Below are 20,689 nucleotides of genomic sequence, written 5' to 3' on the forward strand. Positions count from 1 at the left end.
ATGGATATGTTTTTATGACCCCCGAAGAATTCCGTCGCCATGGCTACGCCATGATCGACCTGATCGCAGACTATCGAGAAAATATCGAGCAACGCGGCGTGCAGCCCACGACTGTTCCTGGCGAAATCAAAGCCGCCCTGCCGGCCAGCCCGCCTGAAAGCGCCGAACCCTTCGAACAGATCATGGGTGATGTGGAAAAACTGATCATGCCCGGGCTGCTGCACTGGCAGCATCCGAGTTTTTTCGGTTTCTTCCCCTCCAACGTGGAACTGTCCTCAGTACTGGGCGATTGCCTGAGCACCGGCTTGGGTGTGGTGGGATTGTCTTGGCAATCCAGCCCGGCGCTTACCGAAATTGAGGAAGTGACCACCGACTGGCTGCGCGACATGATCGGCCTGAGCCACGAATGGAGTGGCGTGATCCAGGATTCCGCGTCAACCTCCACCCTGGTGGCACTCATCAGCGCCAGGGAACGCAGCTCCCAGTACGCGCTGATGCATGACGGCCTGCAAGACAGCGGCGCGCCCCTGATCGTCTACACCTCGGCCCACGCCCATAGTTCAGTGAACAAGGCGGCCATTCTCGCTGGATTCGGCCAGAACAATATCCGCACGGTCGCCACCGACGAACGCAACGCCATGTCACCCCAGGCGTTAGCGCAAGCCATCGAGCAGGACCTGGCCGCCGGCAACCGCCCCTGCGTGGTGATTGCCACCACCGGGACCACGGCCGCCATGGCGATCGACCCCCTGGATGCGATTGGCGAACTGACCCAGCGCCATGGCTTGTGGCTGCATGTCGACTCGGCCATGGCCGGCGCCGCGATGATCCTGCCGGAATGCCGGGCGCTGTGGCGTGGTATCGAAAACGCCGACTCTCTGGTCCTCAACCCGCATAAGTGGCTGGGCGCGGCCTTCGATTGCTCGGTGTACTACGTTCGTGACCCTGAGCATTTGATTCGCATCATGACCACCAACCCGAGCTATCTGCAGTCCAGCGCCGACGGTCAGGTCAGAAACTACCGCGACTGGCGGATTTCCCTGGGTAGCCGCTTCCGCGCCCTGAAGCTGTGGTTCCTGATCCGCGAGCAAGGCGTCAGCGGCCTGCGAGCGCGGCTCCGACGAGACCTGGCCAATGCGCGCTGGCTGGCGGAGCAGATTGAGGGCAGTGCGCACTGGAAACTGGTGGCAGCGCCGGCCCTGCAAACCCTGTGCATTCGCCACGAACCGCCAGGCTTGAGCGGCGAAGCGCTGGATAAGCACACGCGCGACTGGGCAGAAAGGCTCAACCTGTCAGGCAAAGCCTACGTCACGCCGGCGATCCTCGATGAACGCTGGATGGTGCGCGTGTCCATCGGCGCACTGGGCACCGAACGCCAGCATGTCGAAGGGTTATGGGCGCTATTGCAGTCCCTGGTGATTGAAATGCCTTCTAGATAGGCACCCGCTCACGCCTCATCCACCTCTCGAACGCCATGGCATTCAAGGGCCGGCTGATCAGGTAGCCCTGGGCGGTGTCGCATTTCCAGCGCTTGAGCAGGGTGAGGCTGTGCTCGAACTCAACGCCTTCGGCCACCACCTTGAGCCCCAGGTTATGGCTCATCTCGATGGTGGAGCGCACGATCACACCATCGCCGCTGGTACTGTCGAGATTGCGCACAAAAGACTGGTCAATCTTCAACTCTTGCACTGGCAGGCGCTGCAATTGGGCGAGGGATGAGTAACCGGTTCCGAAATCATCCACAGACAGGCTGATGCCGCAACCACGCAACTGTTCCAGCACGCTGAGGGCCTGTTGCGGGTTGTGCATGATGGCGCTTTCGGTGATTTCGAAAATCAAGTGTTCGGCCGCCACCCCGTATTGCATCAACATTGCGGTGACGCGAACGGCCAGTTCATCATCGGCCAGGTCATCCACGGATATATTCACTGACAGCTGCATCGGCAAGCCACGCTGCGCCCACTCTGCCATTTGGCGAATGGCCTCCTCGATCACCCATAAGGTCAGGCCGCCCATGCTGCCGGTACGCTCGGCGAGGGGAATGAACTCAGCGGGCGAGACTTGTCCGAAGCTTGGATGTTGCCAACGCAACAGGGCTTCGGCCTGGCGCACGTGGCCATGGGTGAGGTCGAGCTTGGGCTGGTAGCACAGGAACAACTCGCGTTCGATCACCGCGCGGCGCAGGTCGCGGATCAGGGCGATCTGGCGTTGGTGAGCGAGGTCGCGGTCCGGCTGGTATATCTGCAAATGCCCCGGCAAGTTGGCCGCGTCATGCCGGGCGATGGCGGCGCGATTGATCAATTCGTCTACCTGCTGCCCGTCAGCGGGGTACGCCGCGATACCGATGCTCACTTCGTGGCGCACTTCGTCGTTGCCGATGTGCTTGGGTTCGGTCAGCAGTCCGTAGAGGCGGTCGGCACGGGCCACAGCGCGGTCGATTCCGGTGTTTTCCAGCAACAGCAGGAATTCACTGCCGGCCATACGTGCCGCAGTGTCGCTGGCCAGCAGGCTCATGGACAGGCAACGACTGGCTTCACGCAACATTTGCTCGACACCCTGGGGGCCGAAGCTCTCATTGATGACCCGATAGTTTTCAATCCCCAGGTACAGCAGCACCACCGGCCGCCGCGCACTGATCGCACTGCCCAGGCGCTCCATGGCCAGGGCGCGATTGGGCAGGCCAGTGAGCGGGTCATGCAAGGCGTTATGGGCCAGTTGCCGTTCGCGCATGGCGATACCGCTTTGCATGGCATTGAAGGCGCGGGCCAGCAGGCCGAACTCATCATGGCTACGCACCCGCACCGGCGTGCGGTAGTCACCGGCACCGATGCGTTCGGCGGCTTGCACCAACGCATCGAGGGGGCGCGACACTCGCCGTGCAAGCAACAACGCCGCCGCCAGGGAGACCAGCAACACCGCCAGGGCAATTGCGAGAAATTGCCGGTCCAGCGGTGCAAAGGATTGCAGGGCATGATCCAGCGGGCTTTGCAGCAAGACGCGCACCTCGTCGCGTTCACCGGCGTTGGCCAAAGGCAGTACTTGGCTGAGCACGCGCTGGCCATGAAACAGATACACCTGCGCCTGTCGATCAAGTTGCGCGGCACGCAGCAGGCTGGTGACCGTAGCGCGGTAGCCGTCGGGTTGGGTCGTAAAGAGCTGGCCGACACGATCGTCCTGCACACTGAGAAACGACACCTCAAGGTTGCTCATGGACCGTAGCTCATGGGCAAATTGCGCATCCATGGGGAAGCCCATGACCACGCGGGCGATGGGCTGCGGGTCGAGCATTTCCTTTTGTACCAGCAAGTAGGGTTGCCCATCCATCGCCACGATCAGCATTTGCTGACTGCTGCGTCGCGCCTGGCGCAACGCCTCTTGATAGGGAAACAGCTGGCCCCGAGCCGGCACGGGTAACGTACTGGCGATGACCTTGTCATCGAGGCCAAGTACGAAAACCGCACTGGAGCTGACACCGATTCCGTGCCGACGCAGCGCCGCTTGTATCGCTGAGGCCTCGCCGCTGGCCACGGCACGCTTGAAAGGACCGTCGACGGTGAGCCAGTCCAAGCCGTATTGCAGGCGGCGACCGCGCAGGTCCAACAAGCGTTCGAACACCTGGCGCCCGGTGTTCAATTGCACCTCGGCCTGGTTTTCCACAGCGCGGGTAGTGGCAGCCTTGACCGCGAAGTAAGTCGCGACCACGACCACCAGCAGCAACAGCGCCAACACCGCGGCAATGCGGGTTTGAAAAGTGTGGCGCCACTGCATTGCCATGCCCTCTGGCCGTGCTCGACGCTCTCTGGGCCCCCTTCCTGTGGTCATACGCGTCCCTGCCAACTGTTAACCTGGCGTCAAAAAAATATCCATTTAAATGGAATATTCGATTTCAGCAGATTAGCTGGGACTGGGCATAAGTAAACCCAATAAATACCGGGAGGTTAGCGTCATATTATTGACCAGACAGGTTATGCACCTCGCGCACGCATAAAGTCCCCCCAACGGCGCACCAGATAGTTGTGCTCATCCATCACCGAATTCCACACGGCGATATGCCCCATGCGCTGTTCATAGGAGCCCCCATCGCGCACATCGCCGATATCGATCAACGGCAAGCCATCGCTGCCCGGCAGCTCCTCCCGTGCCGGCTTGCCCGCGTACCAGTAATCCCATTCGGCGCTGCTCAGGTGATCACGGGTACGCGCCGGGTTGCCGATGTAGTAGCCCTGGCGCGCCATGACAGCCCCGGGCCAGCCGCAAAGCCACCAATTCAAGTACGCATAGGCCGCATCCAGCACCGGCCCCTGGGCATGGCGCGACAAAGACAAGCCACCGAACCAGGCGCGATAGCCTTCGCGGGGCACCGCCAGGCGGTACTTCACCCCGGCACGGTGCAGGCGCATCAAGGTCGGCGACCACAGGCTCTGAATATCGATGTTCGGGCTGAGCATCAGCTGCGCGGCTTCTTCATCGTCCGACCAGAACGCCGCGAAGTGCCCTTGCTTCTGCTTGCGCACCAGGATGTCGGCCAGCACATCGATTTCTTCGATGCTCATATTGCCGATGTCCTTGAATGTCGCCAGCCCGGCGCCCTGCACCGCCAACGCCGCATCCAGGGCACCGATGGCGGCGTCGCTCTGCAAGGCGGTGCGCGCACTCCAGGCCGGGTCCAGCAACCAGCCCCAGCTTTCGTTGCGGCTGCAAAAGCCTTCAGGCAAACGCTCGGGGCGGTAAGCGAAACTGTCGGCGTTGTGAGTCAGGGGCAGCATGCTGATGCGCTCGGTGACGGTGCTGCCGAGGCTGCCATCGTGCTGCACGAACAGACGTTCGCTGGGCACGCTGCCGCTGCCCAGGCGGTCGCCTGCAGACAAGCGCCCGCGCTTGGGCAGGTCATTGATCTCATGCCACAGGGCAATACGCCGGGTGTCAATGGGCTGGATCGCCCGTGCCGGCCAGACGAAGTCAACGTTGTGGAACCACTGGTCATACAGGTCATAGCTATCGGGCTGCATCACCGCGATGCGCTGGGCCTGCTCGACATCGTGTACCTGGTATACCAGGCGAATACCCAGGTCCTGTTCGGCGCGCACGCGCAGCGTTTCAAGCAGGGTCACGGATGTGCCAAGGACACGCAGGGTGATCATGCCGCGAACCGCCGGGAGAAGACTTCAAAGGAGCGGCGCAGCAGCGCCGGATCAAGGCCGCGCAGGATAAATACCAGCCGCGATTGGCGGTCTTTGCCCGGCCACGCAGGCAAATGGACCGGGGCATGCAGGCAGTGCTGCACGCCATGAATGACGATGGGAGCGTTACTGGCGTTCACGTTGAGCAGTCCTTTGACACGAAGGATTCGTTCGCCGTGGCATCTTAGCAGCATCGACAGCCACACCCCGAAACCGACCCAGTCCAGCGGTTGATCGAAGGTCAGGCAGCACACCTGCGCGGCGCCGTGGGTGGTTGTGGTGGTGGGTCGCAGTTGCCAGCGGCTGACTTCCACGGCCGGCTCGGCGCTGCGCAAGCCTTCGCCCAGAAGCAGTTGCTCGCCGTTGTGAATCTCCAAGGTGTTGAGGATCGGCGTGCCGGCATTGATTGCCCGCAGGTGCGCGCGCAGTGGCTCGCAGTTGCCTGCCAAGTCGGTCTTACTTAACAGCAAGCGATCCGCCGCCGCCACCTGGGCCAGCCATTCCGGGTGCAGGCGCTCTTGCAGCGCGGCTTGGCTGGCGTCGACCAGGGTGATGACCAGGCCGATATGAAAGCGCCCGCGCAATTGCACGTCATTGTTCAGAGTCGCCAGGATTGGCGCCGGGTCGGCCAGGCCGGTGGTTTCCAGAATCACCCGTTTGAACGCCGGAATTTCCCCGCGTTCGCGGCGTTGCAGCAAGCCGAGCAGCGCGTCTTTCAACTCGCCGCGGATCGAGCAGCACACGCAGCCGCTGGGTAGCAGGACGGTGTCGGGGGCGACCTCTTCTACCAGCAGATGGTCGATGCCGACGTCGCCGAATTCATTGATCAGCAAGGCCGTGTCACCGAGGCTTTCGCCGTGCAACAGGCGGGTGAGCAAGGTGGTCTTGCCGCTGCCGAGGAAGCCGGTGATGACATTCAGGGCGATGCTCATACAGCCGACTCCAGGTGATCCAAGAGGTGCGAATCAAGGGGATCCAAGGGTCGGCCCAGCATGTTTTCAGCTGCTTGCCAGAGTTGATCCAGACCGCTCGCCAGCGCCTGTTTACCGGTGGCGCCGAGCAGCAGATACGACGCACCCTGAAAGTCTTCGACCTTGAGCCGAAACGCCGCCAGCACCTGGTTGATCGCCGCGATCCGGCGCAGGCGCTCACGACGTCGCGGTAACTCGTCACCCAAGGGATCGCTCCAGTGCAAATCCTCACCTAACAGCCCGCAGAGTCCGCACATGGCTACACCTCGTTCATGGCATGACATCGCCGGAGTTCGGGCCCAGGGTCTGGCCGACAAACAGATTGCCGCCTGGCTCACTGGCCAGCAGTACCGCCACCGGCGCGACTTCGTCCGCCAGGCCGAAACGGCCCAGGGGCAACTCGGCGGCCTTGGCGCGTTTCCAGCTGTCGCTGATGCCGCCCACCAACGGCGTCTCGATAGGCCCAGGCGCGATGGCATTGACCAGCACATTGTCCTTGGCCACTTCCAGTGCCAGGGATTTGGTAAAGCCGATCACCCCAGCCTTGGCTGCGGCGTAATGGGTCAACTCGGCGCCGCCTTTGATGCCCAGCTGCGAGCCAACGTTAATGATCCGTCCCCAACGCTGCGCAAGCATATGCGGCAAGGCGCGCTGGCTGGCGATAAAGACGCTGGTGAGATCGACACGCAGCATGTCGTTCCACATCTCGATGCTTAACTCGACACAGCGCGCCTGGGTGAGCATGCCGGCGTTGTTGACCAGGATATCGATACCGCCAAAATGTTCGACGCAACGGTCGACACTGGCCTGTGCGCCTTCAAGGCTGCCGACATCGGCCAAGCATTCGAACACCTCGGCGCCGAGATTGCGGCAGGTGATGGCGGTTTCGGCCAGGCTCGCAGCGTCGCGGTCGGCCAGCAGCAGGCGGGCACCTTCGGCGGCGTAGGCCCGGGCGATGGCGGCACCGATGCCACTGCCGGCGCCAGTGATGACGGCGCGGCGATGGGTGAGTTGATTCATAAAAAACTCCTGGAAAAACACAGTTCCAATGTGGGAGTGGCGGTCGCACCGCCCCTTCTCATTTTTGGATTGAGTACATCAGTCAGGCCAGCGCACGGTCAGGCCGCCATCGATGACGATGCTTTGGCCGGTCAAATAGCTCGATGCATCACTGGTCAAGAACTGCACCAACGACGCCACTTCATCGGCCCGCCCTACCCGGCCCAACGGGATCGCCCGCGCCGCTTTGGCCAAACCCTCGGGGCCCAGCGAATTCTTCGCATCCAGCGACTGCGGCGTCTCGATCAACCCCGGGATCACCGCATTGCAACGAATACCCAATGCCGCCAACTCCACCGCCAACGACCGACATAGCCCCGGCACCCCAGCCTTGGCCGCCGCATAATGGCTATGCTCCTGCCAGCCATACACGCCGCCGGCAATCGATGAAATCGCCACCAGTGCGCCGCCTTTCTTCATATGCCGGGTCGCGGCGCGAAAGGTGCGCATCACCCCAGTCAGGTCGACATTGAGCATTTCATCCCACAGCGCGTCGGTCATTTCCAACAAGGGTGCACGGCGTAACAAACCGGCATTGGCCACCGCGTAGTCCAAGCGCCCGAAATGCGCCACGGCCTGCTCGGCCAAGGCGTCCACCGAGGCGCTGTTGCCCACGTCCAACGGCAGCATCAGGCACTCACCGCCAGCCTCTTGCACTAATGACACGGTGGTCTGCGGGTCATGGGGATCGGCCGGGTAATACCCGCCCATCACCGCCACGCCATTGCGCGCATAGGTCACGGCGAGGGCTTGGCCGATGCCGCTGGCGGCACCGGTGATCAAGGCAACTTTAGGCGTCATCACACTCTCCTTACTGAACGGTTTCCGGACGCACATGGCGTGCGGCAAACATCAAGGCGCCGGACAAGAAGCACGGTAGTGCGCCGAACCACAGCGCAGCGGTCTGCCAGTCACTGCCGGCGGCCAGCACTTGGGTCGCGCCAAAGCCGGCGACCACCGCGCCGATCGGTCCCATGGCGTGGATGATCGCGCCGCCGGTGGCGCGAATGCTGGTGGGGAAACTCTCGCTGATAAAGAACAGCGCTGCCGAGTAGGGCCCGATCAGGAAGAACAGGCCCAGGCTGTACAGCCCGACCACCATCGGCAAATTGCTCGGCCCAAACAACATGCCGGCGAACGCCAGGCCGCCGAGCATCCAGCCCAGGGCGATGACATTGCGGCGACCGATCTTGTCGCCCATCCAGCCGTGGCTGAGGTAGCCGCAGTAACCCACCAGGTTCGACAGCACCAGGATGATCAGCGAGTTCTCGAAGGAGATGTGGTGCACGCTGACGATCACCGAAGTACCCAACACACTGAACACCTGGATCGCCGCCCAGTTGAGCAACAGCGCGGCACCGATCACCAGGGTGGCGCGACGGGCCGGGCCACGGAACGCGGCCTTGAGACCCGCCTTGCTGTGTTCGTCGTAGTCCACGCCGTAGGTCAGCGCGACGTTCTGCGCTTCGCTCACCGCGCCGCTTTTGCGCAGTTGGCTGATGCGCTTATGGATCTGGAACTGCGGGCTCTCCTTGAGCTTGCGTGCCATGATCGCAATCACAATGGCCGGGATCGCGGCGAAGACGAAGCAGCCCTGCCAGCCGATGATTGGCAGCAACAACGCGGTCAACCCTGCGGCGATCAACGCACCCACTGGCCAGCCGCCCTGCACCAGGCTGTAGATGAAGCCGCGACGCTTGGTCAGCCGTGGGTCTTGCGAGGCGCCATACAACTCGCTCAGATAGGTGGCATTGACCGTTTCCTCGGCATACCCAAGGCCGCCCAACGAACGAATCAGAATCAGCGGTGACTTGCCCCATGCCCCGCCGATCGCGGTGAGCGCCGAGCACAACGCAGAGCCGGCCACGGTAAAGATGATGCCCGTGCGGCGGCCCAATTTATCGACGACGGGGCCAATGGCGAATGCCACCACCGCCGTGCCCACCGCCACCCAGGTCGCGATCTCGGCTTGTTCCACTTCACCCCAGCCAAAGTGCCGGCCGATTTCCGGCAGCAAGGTGCCGAACAGAATGAAGTCGTACACCGCAAATACCCAGGCGAAAAACGCGATCCAGGTGGCAAAGCGCACTTCCTGGGACGTCAATTGCCGGGGTTTCCAGCCAGTCAGGTCAAGCTTGTTGTAGATAGACATGGATCGCGCCTCGGGGGGGTGGTCAGAGGGTCAGGTACGCGGTTGGCGGCGGATAAAGTCATCGGCGATTTCGTCGAAGGTGACGAAGCGCACGCCGGCATGGCTCTGGATATGCTCGATCAGGCGCTCCAGCATCAGCAGCACTTGCGGGCGACCGGACACGTCGGGGTGGATGGTCATGGTGAACACCGCGTGTTCGTGCTCGCGGTAGACCCAGTCGAACTGGTCGCGCCACATTTCTTCCAGGTGGCGCGGGTTGACGAAGCCGTGGCTGTTGGGGGCTTTCTTGATGAACATCATCGGCGGCAGGTCGTCGAGGTACCAGTTGGCCGGGATCTCCACCAGATCGGTTTCCTCGCCGCGCACCAGGGGTTTCATCCAGGTGTCGGGGTGCTGGCTGTAGTCGATCTTGGTCCAGCTGTCGCCCTTGCGCACGTAGTAAGGGTGGAAATCGTTATGCATCAGGCTGTGGTCGTACTTGATGCCTTTTTTCAACAGCAGCTCGTTGGTGACCTTGCTGAATTCCCACCAGGGCGCGACGTAGCCGGTGGGGCGTTTGCCGGTGACCTGGGTGATCAGCTCGATGGACTTGTCGAGCACGATTTCTTCCTGCTCGGCGGTCATGGCGATGGGGTTTTCGTGGCTGTAGCCATGCACACCGATTTCGTGGCCGGCATCAGCCACCGCCTTCATCTGCTCGGGGAAGGTTTCCATCGAGTGCCCCGGGATAAACCAGGTGGTGCGCAGGCCGTAGCGCTCGAACAGCTTGAGCAAACGCGGCGCGCCGACTTCACCGGCAAACAGGCCGCGGGAAATGTCGTCGGGCGAGTCTTCGCCCCCATAGGAACCCAGCCAGCCGGCGACGGCGTCCACGTCGACGCCAAATGCACAGAGAATATCTTTAGCCATGGTGTGTCTCCTTAAACGTTAAGTACGGATTCGACGGCCAACGCAGCGCGCAACAGGCGTGCGTCTTCCCCCGTCGGGGCGCTGAGCAGCAGCCCGGTGGGCAAGCCCTGGGCATCGCGGCCGCTGGGCAAGCTGACGCCCGGCATGTCGAGCAAGCTGCCGGGCATGGTCAGGCGCAGGGTGGTGAGGTTAGTGGTGACGAACAGCTCATCGTCGGACTCCAGCGCTGCCAACGCTGGGGCGACATGGGCCACCGTCGGGGTGATCAGCAGGGCGCCGTCGAGGTCGTCGATCAACTGCTGTTGCAGGCGCCGGCGCCCTTCGATCAGGTGCATGAGCTGGCTGGCCGGCAGTGAGCGTGCGGCTTCGAGGCGACGCCGCACACGGGGGTCGAGTTGCTCGGCATCGGCGCTATCGAGCAAGGCTTCGTGCAAAGCGAAGGCTTCGAATGAACCGAGCCAGCCGTGCGCCTCGATCAGCGCAAGGGTGGCCTGGAAAGTGGCGGACGGACGCACCTCGACTAACGCACCGGCGGCCTTCAATTGATCGACGGCATGTAGCAGGTTAATGCGTACGACCGGCTCGATAGTGTCCAGGGTGCCTTGCTCCAGCACCCAGCGCTGGCCCTTGAGGCTGCTGGCGATGTGGCGTTGGCTACGGCCAGTACGGCCAGTGAGCACATCATCGATGGCCAGCGCATCGCGCACGCTGCGGGTCAGCGGGCCGAGGCTGTCGAGGGTGTGTGCCAGGGGGAAAACGCCTTCGCGGCTGTAGCGCCGGCAACTGCTGCGGTAGCCCACCACGCCGTTGAGCGCGGCAGGAATGCGGATCGAGCCGGCGGTATCGGTGCCCATGGCAATCGGCACAATACCGGCCGCCACGGCAACCGCCGACCCCGAGGACGAGCCTCCGGGAATGCGTGGTTGATCACTGCTATTGGGGTTGTGGGGCGTGCCGAAATGCGGGTTGAGACCCAGGCCGGAATACGCCAGCTCGCTGAGGTTGGTCTTGCCCAGGCTGACCATGCCAGCGCGGCACAACAGCCCAACACTGGGAGCGTCATGAGCAGCAGGCGCCGCGTTGCGGCGGTAAGCAGCACCGGCCGTGGTGACGGTGCCCGCCATGTCGAACAAATCTTTCCAGGCCAATGGCACGCCATCGAATACGCTCAAGGGTTGCCCGGCACGCCAACGGGCGGCCGAAGCCTCGGCTTCACGCCGGGCGCGCTCGACGGTCAGGGAGATGAAAACGCTGGGGGCCATGCTCGCGTGAACGAGGGCCTGTTCAAGCACCTGCACCGGGTCGCTGTGACCGCTGGCGAATGCTTCGGCCATTGAGGTGGCGTCTGACATCGGCATACCCTTATATAAACGTACATATTAATAAAATGTACGTTTTATAAAGGCAGCTTTCGTGCCAGTCTCGTTAGAGGATTCTTCCCTAGCTCGACGGTCTCCCTTCGAACCATCGAGCTAGATAGTTTTTCATGAAATGAAAATCTCGCGAAGGCATCCACCTAAATCGCGAATTAAATAATGTACCTTTCATTAAAAAGTACGTTTTGGTGCAAAAAAGTAACAGTCCCATGTTTACAGCCCCAAAAAAGTGCCGTCGACGTGGCGCAGAGTGACAGACGCATCTATGAGAGAATCCCTGGCCACCGTCCACAGCCACAGGAAAGCTATGAAAGCAGTGTCCGCCTCGGCGTCCCGTTACGCGATGATCCACCGAGTTTTGCGCGACGCGATCGTCAACGGCACCGCCCGCCACGGGCTGGTCCTGCTCGAGGCGCCGCTGGCCGACTTGTTCGGTACCAGCCGCGTACCGGTGCGTAAGGCGCTGGACCTGCTGCATGCCGAAGGGCTGATTTGCCGTTTCAACGGCCGCGGTTACCTGATCAACCCCGACGGCCTGGCCATGGAGCCCCTGCGCCTGCCCTTGAGCCACGGACACCTGGGCCTGAACCATGAAGACGAGTTGGTAGACACCCGGCCGCTGGGCGAGCGAATTGTCGAGGAGATCGGCGCGGCGTTGTCTACCTGCATCGCCTTCGGTCATTACCGCCTGGACGAGCAAGCCGCCGCCGACCACTACGGCGTCAGCCGCGCCGTGGTGCGCGAAGCACTGATGCGCCTGCGCGACCGTGGCCTGGTGGAGAAAGAACCTTACTCCCAATGGCTCGCAGGGCCGCTGACTGCCCGAGAAGTCACCGAAGACTACGAATTGCGCGCTTGTTTGGAGCCCGAAGCCCTGCGCCAGAGTGCACCGGACCTGGACCGCGTCATGCTCCAGGCTATGCTGCAGCGCGTGCTCGACGCCCAGGACAGCCCCCATTGCAGCCTGGAAGCCATCGAACAGATCGAGCAGGACTTGCACCAGCACTGCCTCGCCGGCCTGCAGAACCGCAAGATCGCCGCCCTGATCCGCCAGGGCCAAAGCCCGATGATTATCAGCCGAATTTTCCATCGTTTACTGGGGATCGGCGCCGATCCTGCCATGCTCGCCGAACATCGCTTGATTCTTGAATTGTTGCTGCATGGGGCGTTCGATGCCGCAGCGTTGAATCTGCGCGAGCATTTGCAGCGAGCCAGGCAGCGGATGTTGCAGCGATTGAAGGTGCTATCGGTGTTGCCGGAACAGCCGCTGCCTGCGTATCTGCACAAAATCAGCTGATTCAATACGGGTCAACTGTCAGGAAGGAGCTTGCCCCCTCCCATACTCTCCAGGTAGCCGCAGTAATTTCATGCAATATGTTGCTATCTCACCCCCACCATTGAAACCACTGCTGACCCGCCCCATCTAACCTCCATACTTCCTTATGCAGGTGCCCCATGAGCGACCAGCAAGACGTCCCTGATTACGACCTGAACGACTACGCCGACCCCGAAAACGCTGACACCACCTCGTCCAACACTGGCCTGGCCCTGCCTGGGCAAAACCTGCCGGACAAGGTCTATATCATCCCGATCCACAACCGGCCGTTTTTCCCGGCGCAAGTATTGCCGGTGATTGTCAATGAAGAGCCCTGGGCCGAGACCCTGGAGTTGGTGAGCAAATCCGACCACCATTCGCTCGCGCTGTTTTTCATGGACACGCCGCCCGAAGACCCACGGCATTTCGATACCTCCGCCCTGCCGCTGTACGGCACCCTGGTCAAGGTGCACCACGCCAGCCGCGAGAACGGCAAGCTGCAATTCGTGGCCCAGGGCCTGACCCGCGTGCGCATCAAGACTTGGCTCAAGCACCACCGCCCACCCTACCTGGTGGAAGTCGAATACCCGCACCAGCCCAGCGAGCCCACCGACGAGGTCAAGGCCTACGGCATGGCGCTGATCAACGCGATCAAGGAACTGCTGCCCCTCAACCCGCTGTACAGCGAAGAGTTGAAGAACTACCTCAACCGTTTCAGCCCCAACGACCCCTCACCGCTCACCGACTTCGCCGCCGCGCTGACCTCGGCCACCGGTAACGAGTTGCAGGAAGTGCTGGACTGCGTGCCCATGCTCAAGCGCATGGAGAAAGTCTTGCCGATGCTGCGCAAGGAAGTCGAAGTCGCGCGCCTGCAAAAAGAGCTGTCCGCCGAAGTGAACCGCAAGATCGGCGAGCACCAGCGCGAGTTCTTCCTCAAGGAACAACTCAAGGTCATCCAGCAAGAGCTGGGCCTGACCAAGGACGACCGCAGCGCCGACGTCGAGCAGTTCGAGCAGCGCCTGGAAGGCAAGGTGCTGCCGGCTCAGGCGAAAAAGCGCATAGATGAAGAACTGAACAAGCTGTCGATTCTCGAGACCGGTTCGCCGGAATACGCCGTGACGCGCAACTACCTGGACTGGGCCACCTCGGTGCCGTGGGGCGTGTACGGCGCAGACAAGCTCGACCTCAAGCATGCACGCAAGGTGCTGGACAAGCATCACGCGGGCCTGGACGACATCAAGAGCCGCATCCTCGAATTCCTCGCCGTCGGCGCCTATAAAGGCGAAGTCGCCGGCTCCATTGTGCTGCTGGTGGGCCCGCCGGGCGTGGGCAAGACCAGTGTGGGTAAATCCATCGCTGAATCCCTGGGCCGACCGTTCTACCGTTTCAGCGTCGGCGGCATGCGCGACGAAGCCGAGATCAAGGGCCACCGCCGCACCTACATCGGCGCCCTGCCCGGCAAGCTGGTGCAGGCATTGAAAGACGTGGAGGTCATGAACCCGGTAATCATGCTCGACGAGATCGACAAGATGGGCCAGAGCTTCCAGGGCGACCCCGCGTCGGCGTTGTTGGAAACCCTCGACCCTGAGCAGAACGTCGAATTCCTCGACCATTACCTGGACCTGCGCCTGGACCTGTCCAAAGTACTGTTCGTGTGCACCGCCAACACCCTCGATTCGATCCCAGGCCCGTTGCTCGACCGTATGGAAGTGATTCGCCTGTCGGGCTATATCACCGAAGAAAAAGTCGCCATCGCCAAGCGCCACCTATGGCCCAAACAGTTGGAAAAAGCCGGCGTGGCAAAAAACAGCCTGAGTATCAGCGACGGCGCCCTGCGTGCGTTGATCGACGGTTATGCACGGGAAGCCGGTGTGCGCCAGTTGGAAAAACAACTGGGCAAACTGGTGCGCAAAGCGGTGGTCAAGCTGCTGGATGAGCCCAATAGCGTGATCAAGATTGGCAACAAGGACCTGGAAAGCTCCCTGGGCATGCCGGTGTTCCGTAACGAGCAAGTACTGTCCGGCACCGGCGTCATCACCGGTCTGGCCTGGACCAGCATGGGCGGCGCTACGTTGCCGATCGAGGCGACGCGTATCCACACGCTCAATCGCGGCTTCAAGCTTACCGGGCAGCTGGGTGAAGTGATGAAGGAGTCCGCCGAAATCGCCTACAGCTACATCAGCTCGAACTTGAAGTCATTTGGCGGTGATCCGAAGTTCTTCGACGAAGCCTTCGTGCACTTGCACGTACCGGAAGGCGCCACGCCGAAAGACGGCCCGAGCGCGGGTGTGACCATGGCCAGTGCATTGCTGTCCCTGGCGCGCAACCAACCGCCGAAGAAAGGCGTAGCGATGACCGGTGAACTGACGCTGACCGGGCATGTATTGCCGATTGGTGGGGTGCGCGAGAAAGTCATTGCGGCGCGGCGTCAGAAGATCCACGAGTTGATCTTGCCGGAGCCGAACCGTGGCAGTTTTGAAGAATTGCCGGAGTATCTGAAGGAAGGCATGACGGTGCACTTTGCCAAGCGCTTTGCGGATGTGGCGAAGGTGCTGTTCTGATAGAGCTCTAGCGCCTGAACCGGCCTCATCGGGGGCAAGCCCCCTCACACATTTTGATTTGTGAACACATTCAAGTGTGGGAGGGGGCTTTGCCCCCGATGGCGTCAGTGGCCGCGACACATATCCTGCTTGTCACACCCTGTCTCATCTTCGGTTATGCTCGCCCTTCGTCGTGTATAAACGGAGCCCCCATGACCGCTGCCCGCCTGCTTCTCCCCTTGAGCCTTGCCCTGCTGGCCGCTTGCGCCAGTGCTCCCAAGCAAAACATCAGCGTGGAAAACCAGAGCAGTTGCCCAATCCTGCTTAAAACCGGACAAAACCTGATCCTCACCCTGCCAAGCAACCCCACCACCGGTTATCGCTGGGCCATCCAGGACTCTGCCGGCGGTGTCTTGCGCGCCTTGAGCCCCGAGGTTTATAGCAGCAGCGAATCCGGCGTAATTGGCGGTGGCGGGCAGTCCACCTGGCGCTTCCAGGCATTTGCCGCTGGCCAGGGCCGTTTGCGCCTGACCTCCCAGCAACCCTGGGAACCGGAAGCCGAGCCCGTCGAAACCTTTGACTGCGCCATTACGGTGAACTGATATGCCATGGCTGATCCTTGCCTTGATGGGCGCCGGCACCTTCATCTACGGCCTGGCGACCCATGCGACGCTGCTGTGCCTGCTGGTCAAGCCGCTGCCGGTACTGGCACTGCTGGGGTGGCTGCATGACGCACCGCCCACCGACTATCGGCGCTGGATCAGCCTGGGGCTGATTTTTTCCCTGGTGGGCGACGTTTTGCTCGCCTGGCCGGGGGACCTGTTTATCTTTGGCCTGGGCGCATTCCTGTGCGCGCACCTGGCCTATCTCAAGGCCTATTTCAGTGACTGCCGGCGCCTGGCACTGCTGCCGCTGGTGCTGGCCCTTGGAGTCGGGGCAATCCTGCTGAGCATCCTGATATCCCACGGCTTGGGCGAGTTGCTGATACCGGTGGTGGTTTACGCGCTGGTGATCAGCGCCATGCTTTGGCGTGCGCTGGCGCGGTTGGGCAGCGAGGTGCCGAAACGCTCAGCGCTGCTGGCGGCGGCGGGTGCAGTGTCGTTTGTGTTTTCCGATACGTTGATCGGTATCAACCGCTTTGTAGTGACATTCGAAGCAGCCCCCTATTTGTTGATCATCACCTATTGGCTCGGGCAATGGGGCATCACCGCCTCTGCTTTCCATCAGACAACCCGCGCATCCGAAGACCAACTTGGCTAAAATGCCGGCCTTTCCCCCTCGTCGCCGGAACAGTCGTGAGCAAAGAACCCGATCGCCTATTCGCCCAGCCCCTGCCCCAGGTGCCGGACTTCGCCTTTAACGAGGATGTGGTGCGGGTGTTCCCGGACATGATCAAGCGCTCGGTGCCGGGTTACCCGACCATCGTTGAGAACCTCGGCGTGCTGGCCGCACAATTTGCCCAGCCCAACAGCGTGCTGTATGACCTGGGTTCATCCCTGGGTGCTGTCACTCAGGCCCTGCGTCGTCATGTACGCACCGATGGCTGCCGGGTGATCGCTGTGGATAACTCGGCGGCGATGGTCGAGCGTTGCCGGGAATACCTCAACGGCCAGGACTCGATGTTCCAGGAACTGCTGCCGGTCGAGGTGATTGAGGGCGATATTCTCGCCCTGCAGTTCCAGCCCGCCTCGGTGGTGGCGCTGAACTTCACCCTGCAATTTATCGCCCCTGACGAACGCCTGGCGTTGCTCGGGCGTATCCGCCAGGCGCTGCTGCCAGGCGGGGCGTTGATCCTTTCGGAAAAGCTGCGCTTCAACGATGTTGAAGAACACGCGCTGCTCACCGATCTGCATATCGCCTTCAAGCGCGCCAACGGCTACAGCGAACTGGAAATCGCCCAGAAGCGCAGCGCCATCGAAAACGTCATGAAGCCCGACAGCCTCGAAGAACACCGCGAACGCCTGCTGGCGGCCGGGTTCTCGAAAGTCGTGCCGTGGTTCCAGTGTCTTAACTTTGCCTCGTTGATTGCCTTGCCATGATTGATTTGTCCCCCCTCGCCCGCCACCTGGTCGGCACTCCCTTGGCCGTGTGGGCCCAGGGCCTGCAAGCGCAGCTCGATAGCAAGATGGAAAAAGGTCATGGCGACCTGGAACGCTGGCAGAGCGCGTTGGATGCGCTGCCAAAGATCCAACCCAGTGAAGTCGACTTGCTCAACGGACTGGTGCTGGACACCGACTGCGACGACGCCACCCGTGCGCAAATGCACACTGCCCTGATGGGCCTGAGCCCCTGGCGCAAAGGCCCGTTCCACCTGTTCGGTGTGCATGTGGACACCGAATGGCGCTCGGACTGGAAGTGGTCGCGGGTAGCACCGCACCTGGACCTGAACGGCAAGCGTATCCTCGATGTGGGTTGCGGCAACGGGTACTACATGTGGCGCATGCTCGGCGCCGGGGCCGACAGCGTGATTGGCGTGGACCCGAACTGGTTGTTCTTCTGCCAGTTCCAGGCGGTGCAACGTTACCTGTCTGAGCCCAAAGCCTGGCACCTGCCTTTCCCGTTCGAAGATTTGCCGGCGAACCTGGAAGGCTTTGATACGGTGTTTTCCATGGGCGTGTTCTACCACCGCCGCTCGCCGATCGAGCACTTGCTGGCGCTGAAAGACACACTGGTCAAAGGCGGCGAACTGGTCCTGGAAACCCTGGTGGTGGAAGGCGATCAGCAGCAGGTGCTGGTGCCGGAAGATCGCTACGCACAGATGCGTAACGTGTGGTTCCTGCCCTCGGTGCCGGCCTTGATGCTGTGGCTGCGCCGTGCCGGATTCAGTGAGGTGAGGTGCGTAGATGTGAGCGTGACCACAGTTGAGGAACAGCGGGGGACAGAGTGGATGAAGTACCAGTCGCTCTGTGACTTCCTCGACCCCGAAGATCACAGCAAGACCATCGAAGGGCTGCCGGCGCCGATGCGGGCTGTGATCATCGCCAAGAAGTAATCACTGAATAGATGAAGATCCAAATGTGGGAGGGGGCTTGCTCCCGATAGCAGAGTGTCAGCCACCACATTTATGGCTGATACACCGCTATCGGGAGCAAGCCCCCTCCCACATTTTTTGTTCTCAGTGTTCTTTAGAGTGGTGGTTTAGCTCGGCGGGCCTTGAAGAACTCACTCAACACCGTGCCGCACTCCTCGGCCAGCACGCCGCCTTCAAACAGCACCTTATGGTTGAGAAAGCCCTGGGTAAAAAACTGCCCCTGACTCTGCACAATCCCGGCCTTGGGCTCCAGTGCGCCATACACCACCCTTGCGATGCGCGAATGCACGATCAACCCGGCGCACATGCTGCACGGCTCCAGGGTCACATACAGCGTGCTGCCCACCAGGCGATAGTTACTGATCGCCTGGGCGGCAGCGCGGATCGCGACCATTTCGGCATGGGCGCTGGGGTCGTTGCCGATGATCGGGCAATTGAAGCCGCGCCCGATGATTTCACCGTCCTGCACCAGCACCGCACCTACCGGCACCTCGCCCAACGCCGCGCCTTGGGCAGCAAGGGCCAAGGCTTCGCGCATGAAATCCTGATCGCGGCTGCGGTCGATAATTGCCGTGGGGCGAACCTGGCGCATCACACCACCTCGATGGCGGCCATCAGGCCGGTTTCCATATGGTCGATCACATGGCAATGGAACATCCACACCCCCGGGTTATCCGCCACCAACGCCACACGGGCGCGTTCGTTCTTGCCCAGCAGGTAGGTGTCGGTGAAATACGGAATCACCTTGTGGCGGTTCGAAGCGATCACCTTGAAGCTCATGCCGTGCAAGTGAATCGGGTGCTGGTACTGAGTCATGTTCTTCAATTCGAAGATGTAGCTCTTGCCCTTCTCAAGCTTGGCAATCGGGCGGTCGGCGCAGGTCTTGTCGGTGATGTCCCAGGCCTGGCCGTTGATCTGCCACAGGCTCGGCGGCTTGCCGTTGTCGACGTTGACCGACACCGAACCGACCCATTCGAAATTGAAGTTGAGTTTCTCGGCATTGGCCAGGTCCGGCTCGGCAATCGGGTTGGCAGGTAATGCCGGTGGCCACTGAGTGGGCGCGTCGGTATTGGCCACCGAACGAAAGGTGCCAAGACGCACGGGGCCGTTGCGGATCGACAGTTCTTCACCCGCCGGCGGTGCCTTGATCGCCAGGCAGATACGCATGCCCGGGCCCAGCCAGTATTCCTTGCCCAACGGGCGCGGCTCGATGGGGTTGCCATCCAGCGCGTAGATCTGTGCTTCGACGTCAGGGATGTTAAGACGATAAGTCAGTGTGTTGTCGAGGTTGAGCAGGCGCACCCGGGTAATCTGCCCGGCTGGGAGATCGACGACTGCCTGGGACACTCCGTTGATTGTCGACAAGCGCCCCGCCGTACCGCCACGCGCTGCTTCACGGGGAATGCTGAAGGCGACGAAGGCGCCCTCTTCGTCCACATGCCAGCTTTTCAGGCTGAGGGTGCGCTCGTAGATGAAACCGGTGGGCTCACGCTCTTCGATGATCAGCGGGCCGACCAGGCCACGGCCGAGTTCTTCGCTGCTGTTCACGTGGGGGTGGTACCAGTAGCTGCCGGCATCGGGCACACGGAATTGATAGTCGAAGTATTCGCCCGGCAGTACCGGCAACTGCGAGACGTAGGGCACGCCGTCCATTTCCAGCGGCAGGCGGATGCCATGCCAGTGAATGGTGGTGGCAACCGGCAGGTGGTTGATGAAGCGTACCCGCAGCCATTCGCCTTGGCGCACGCGCAGCTCGGTGCCAGGCGCCGAAGGGCCGAATGCCCAGGCCTCGGTCTTGTGCCCCGGCACCAGTTCCACGTCCAGAGGCGCGGCAATCAATTGGTAGTCGCTTCCTGCGTTGGCATCGGCAACCTTGCCCAGCCAGTAGCGGTAGGCGCCGCCGGCACCCACACCGACTACTGCCAGGCCGGCAAGGCCACCGAGGATCTGTCGACGGGAAAACGATGGGGACACAACAACCTCACGTATCTGCCGCAGGCGCAGGGCCTGCAAAGGGCAGATACGATACACCTGCGGCGGCTAAACAGTAAGGGTTCGCATTGCCGCACAGATGAATGAGGGCAGAAACCTGTAGGAGCGAGCTTGCTCGCGAAGGTCGTTAACGATGCTGGGGGAAGTCTGGCTGCCCGCGTTGC

General features: G+C 61.7%; 18 protein-coding genes. 7 read left to right on the forward strand and 11 right to left on the reverse strand.

All coding sequences use genetic code 11. The features are described 5' to 3' along the window. The first annotated feature begins 14 nt into the window (after positions 1-14). A complete protein-coding gene (locus ASD70_RS00745; RefSeq protein WP_056845437.1) occupies positions 15-1,439 on the forward strand; it encodes a pyridoxal phosphate-dependent decarboxylase family protein in 1,425 nt (474 codons plus the stop codon). On the opposite strand, the gene ASD70_RS00750 is transcribed toward ASD70_RS00745, so the two are convergent. From ASD70_RS00750 to ASD70_RS00790, 9 genes are all read right to left on the reverse strand, one after another. Then, positions 1,432-3,768 (reverse strand): putative bifunctional diguanylate cyclase/phosphodiesterase, encoded by a 2,337-nt coding sequence (locus tag ASD70_RS00750; RefSeq protein ID WP_056845438.1) that lies wholly within the window; start codon positions 3,766-3,768, stop codon positions 1,432-1,434. The two genes, ASD70_RS00745 and ASD70_RS00750, sit on opposite strands and share 8 nt — an antisense overlap. 197 nt (positions 3,769-3,965) lie before the next feature. After that, the gene (locus tag ASD70_RS00755; protein WP_046071105.1) at positions 3,966-5,141 is read right to left on the reverse strand and encodes an ABC transporter substrate-binding protein; all 1,176 of its coding nucleotides are present in this window, start codon (positions 5,139-5,141) and stop codon (positions 3,966-3,968) included. Next, complete coding sequence (locus ASD70_RS00760) at positions 5,138-6,112, reverse strand: CobW family GTP-binding protein (RefSeq protein ID WP_056845439.1); 975 nt, start codon at positions 6,110-6,112, stop codon at positions 5,138-5,140. Before ASD70_RS00760 ends, ASD70_RS00755 begins: the two co-directional genes overlap by 4 nt. After that, positions 6,109-6,408, reverse strand: a complete 300-nt coding sequence (locus ASD70_RS00765; RefSeq protein ID WP_046071103.1) for a hypothetical protein — start codon at positions 6,406-6,408, stop codon at positions 6,109-6,111. Before ASD70_RS00765 ends, ASD70_RS00760 begins: the two co-directional genes overlap by 4 nt. A 13-nt stretch (positions 6,409-6,421) precedes the next feature. Beyond that, entirely contained in the window at positions 6,422-7,171 is a 750-nt protein-coding gene (locus ASD70_RS00770; RefSeq protein ID WP_056845440.1) for an SDR family NAD(P)-dependent oxidoreductase, read from the reverse strand. A 78-nt stretch (positions 7,172-7,249) separates the two neighbouring features. Next, positions 7,250-8,011 carry an SDR family NAD(P)-dependent oxidoreductase gene (locus ASD70_RS00775; RefSeq protein WP_046071101.1) on the reverse strand — a complete coding sequence of 254 codons (762 nt, stop codon included), beginning with the start codon at positions 8,009-8,011 and terminating at the stop codon, positions 7,250-7,252. A 10-nt stretch (positions 8,012-8,021) separates the two neighbouring features. Further along, the gene (locus ASD70_RS00780) at positions 8,022-9,362 is read right to left on the reverse strand and encodes an MFS transporter (protein WP_056845441.1); all 1,341 of its coding nucleotides are present in this window, start codon (positions 9,360-9,362) and stop codon (positions 8,022-8,024) included. 30 nt (positions 9,363-9,392) lie between these two features. Beyond that, the gene (locus ASD70_RS00785; protein WP_010212857.1) at positions 9,393-10,271 is read right to left on the reverse strand and encodes a polysaccharide deacetylase family protein; all 879 of its coding nucleotides are present in this window, start codon (positions 10,269-10,271) and stop codon (positions 9,393-9,395) included. 11 nt (positions 10,272-10,282) lie between these two features. Next, the gene (locus tag ASD70_RS00790) at positions 10,283-11,623 is read right to left on the reverse strand and encodes an amidase (protein ID WP_056845442.1); all 1,341 of its coding nucleotides are present in this window, start codon (positions 11,621-11,623) and stop codon (positions 10,283-10,285) included. 331 nt (positions 11,624-11,954) lie between these two features. Between ASD70_RS00790 and ASD70_RS00795 the strand changes: the two genes are divergently transcribed. From ASD70_RS00795 to cmoB, 6 genes are all read left to right on the forward strand, one after another. After that, complete coding sequence (locus ASD70_RS00795; RefSeq protein WP_056845443.1) at positions 11,955-12,944, forward strand: GntR family transcriptional regulator; 990 nt, start codon at positions 11,955-11,957, stop codon at positions 12,942-12,944. A 158-nt stretch (positions 12,945-13,102) separates the two neighbouring features. Further along, positions 13,103-15,523, forward strand: a complete 2,421-nt coding sequence (gene lon / locus ASD70_RS00800; protein ID WP_046071096.1) for an endopeptidase La — start codon at positions 13,103-13,105, stop codon at positions 15,521-15,523. 191 nt (positions 15,524-15,714) lie between these two features. Then, complete coding sequence (locus ASD70_RS00805; RefSeq protein ID WP_046071095.1) at positions 15,715-16,104, forward strand: protease inhibitor I42 family protein; 390 nt, start codon at positions 15,715-15,717, stop codon at positions 16,102-16,104. A gap of 1 nt (position 16,105) precedes the next feature. Then, positions 16,106-16,762: a lysoplasmalogenase gene (locus ASD70_RS00810; protein ID WP_056845444.1), complete on the forward strand. Its 657-nt coding sequence runs from the start codon at positions 16,106-16,108 to the stop codon at positions 16,760-16,762. Between the two features lie 35 nt (positions 16,763-16,797). Then, positions 16,798-17,541: a carboxy-S-adenosyl-L-methionine synthase CmoA gene (gene cmoA / locus ASD70_RS00815; protein ID WP_046071093.1), complete on the forward strand. Its 744-nt coding sequence runs from the start codon at positions 16,798-16,800 to the stop codon at positions 17,539-17,541. Further along, complete coding sequence (cmoB, locus tag ASD70_RS00820) at positions 17,538-18,494, forward strand: tRNA 5-methoxyuridine(34)/uridine 5-oxyacetic acid(34) synthase CmoB (protein ID WP_056845445.1); 957 nt, start codon at positions 17,538-17,540, stop codon at positions 18,492-18,494. The genes cmoA and cmoB overlap by 4 nt, the downstream gene beginning before the upstream one ends. Before the next feature lie 133 nt (positions 18,495-18,627). On the opposite strand, the gene tadA is transcribed toward cmoB, so the two are convergent. Both tadA and ASD70_RS00830 read right to left on the reverse strand, forming a co-directional pair. After that, positions 18,628-19,125 (reverse strand): tRNA adenosine(34) deaminase TadA, encoded by a 498-nt coding sequence (gene tadA, locus ASD70_RS00825; RefSeq protein ID WP_056845446.1) that lies wholly within the window; start codon positions 19,123-19,125, stop codon positions 18,628-18,630. Continuing rightward, positions 19,125-20,507: a multicopper oxidase family protein gene (locus tag ASD70_RS00830; RefSeq protein ID WP_056845587.1), complete on the reverse strand. Its 1,383-nt coding sequence runs from the start codon at positions 20,505-20,507 to the stop codon at positions 19,125-19,127. The genes tadA and ASD70_RS00830 overlap by 1 nt, the downstream gene beginning before the upstream one ends. Between the last annotated feature and the right edge of the window lie 182 nt (positions 20,508-20,689).

It is taken from the genome of Pseudomonas sp. Root569, assembly GCF_001427465.1.
In the GTDB taxonomy this organism is placed as follows: domain Bacteria; phylum Pseudomonadota; class Gammaproteobacteria; order Pseudomonadales; family Pseudomonadaceae; genus Aquipseudomonas; species Aquipseudomonas synxantha.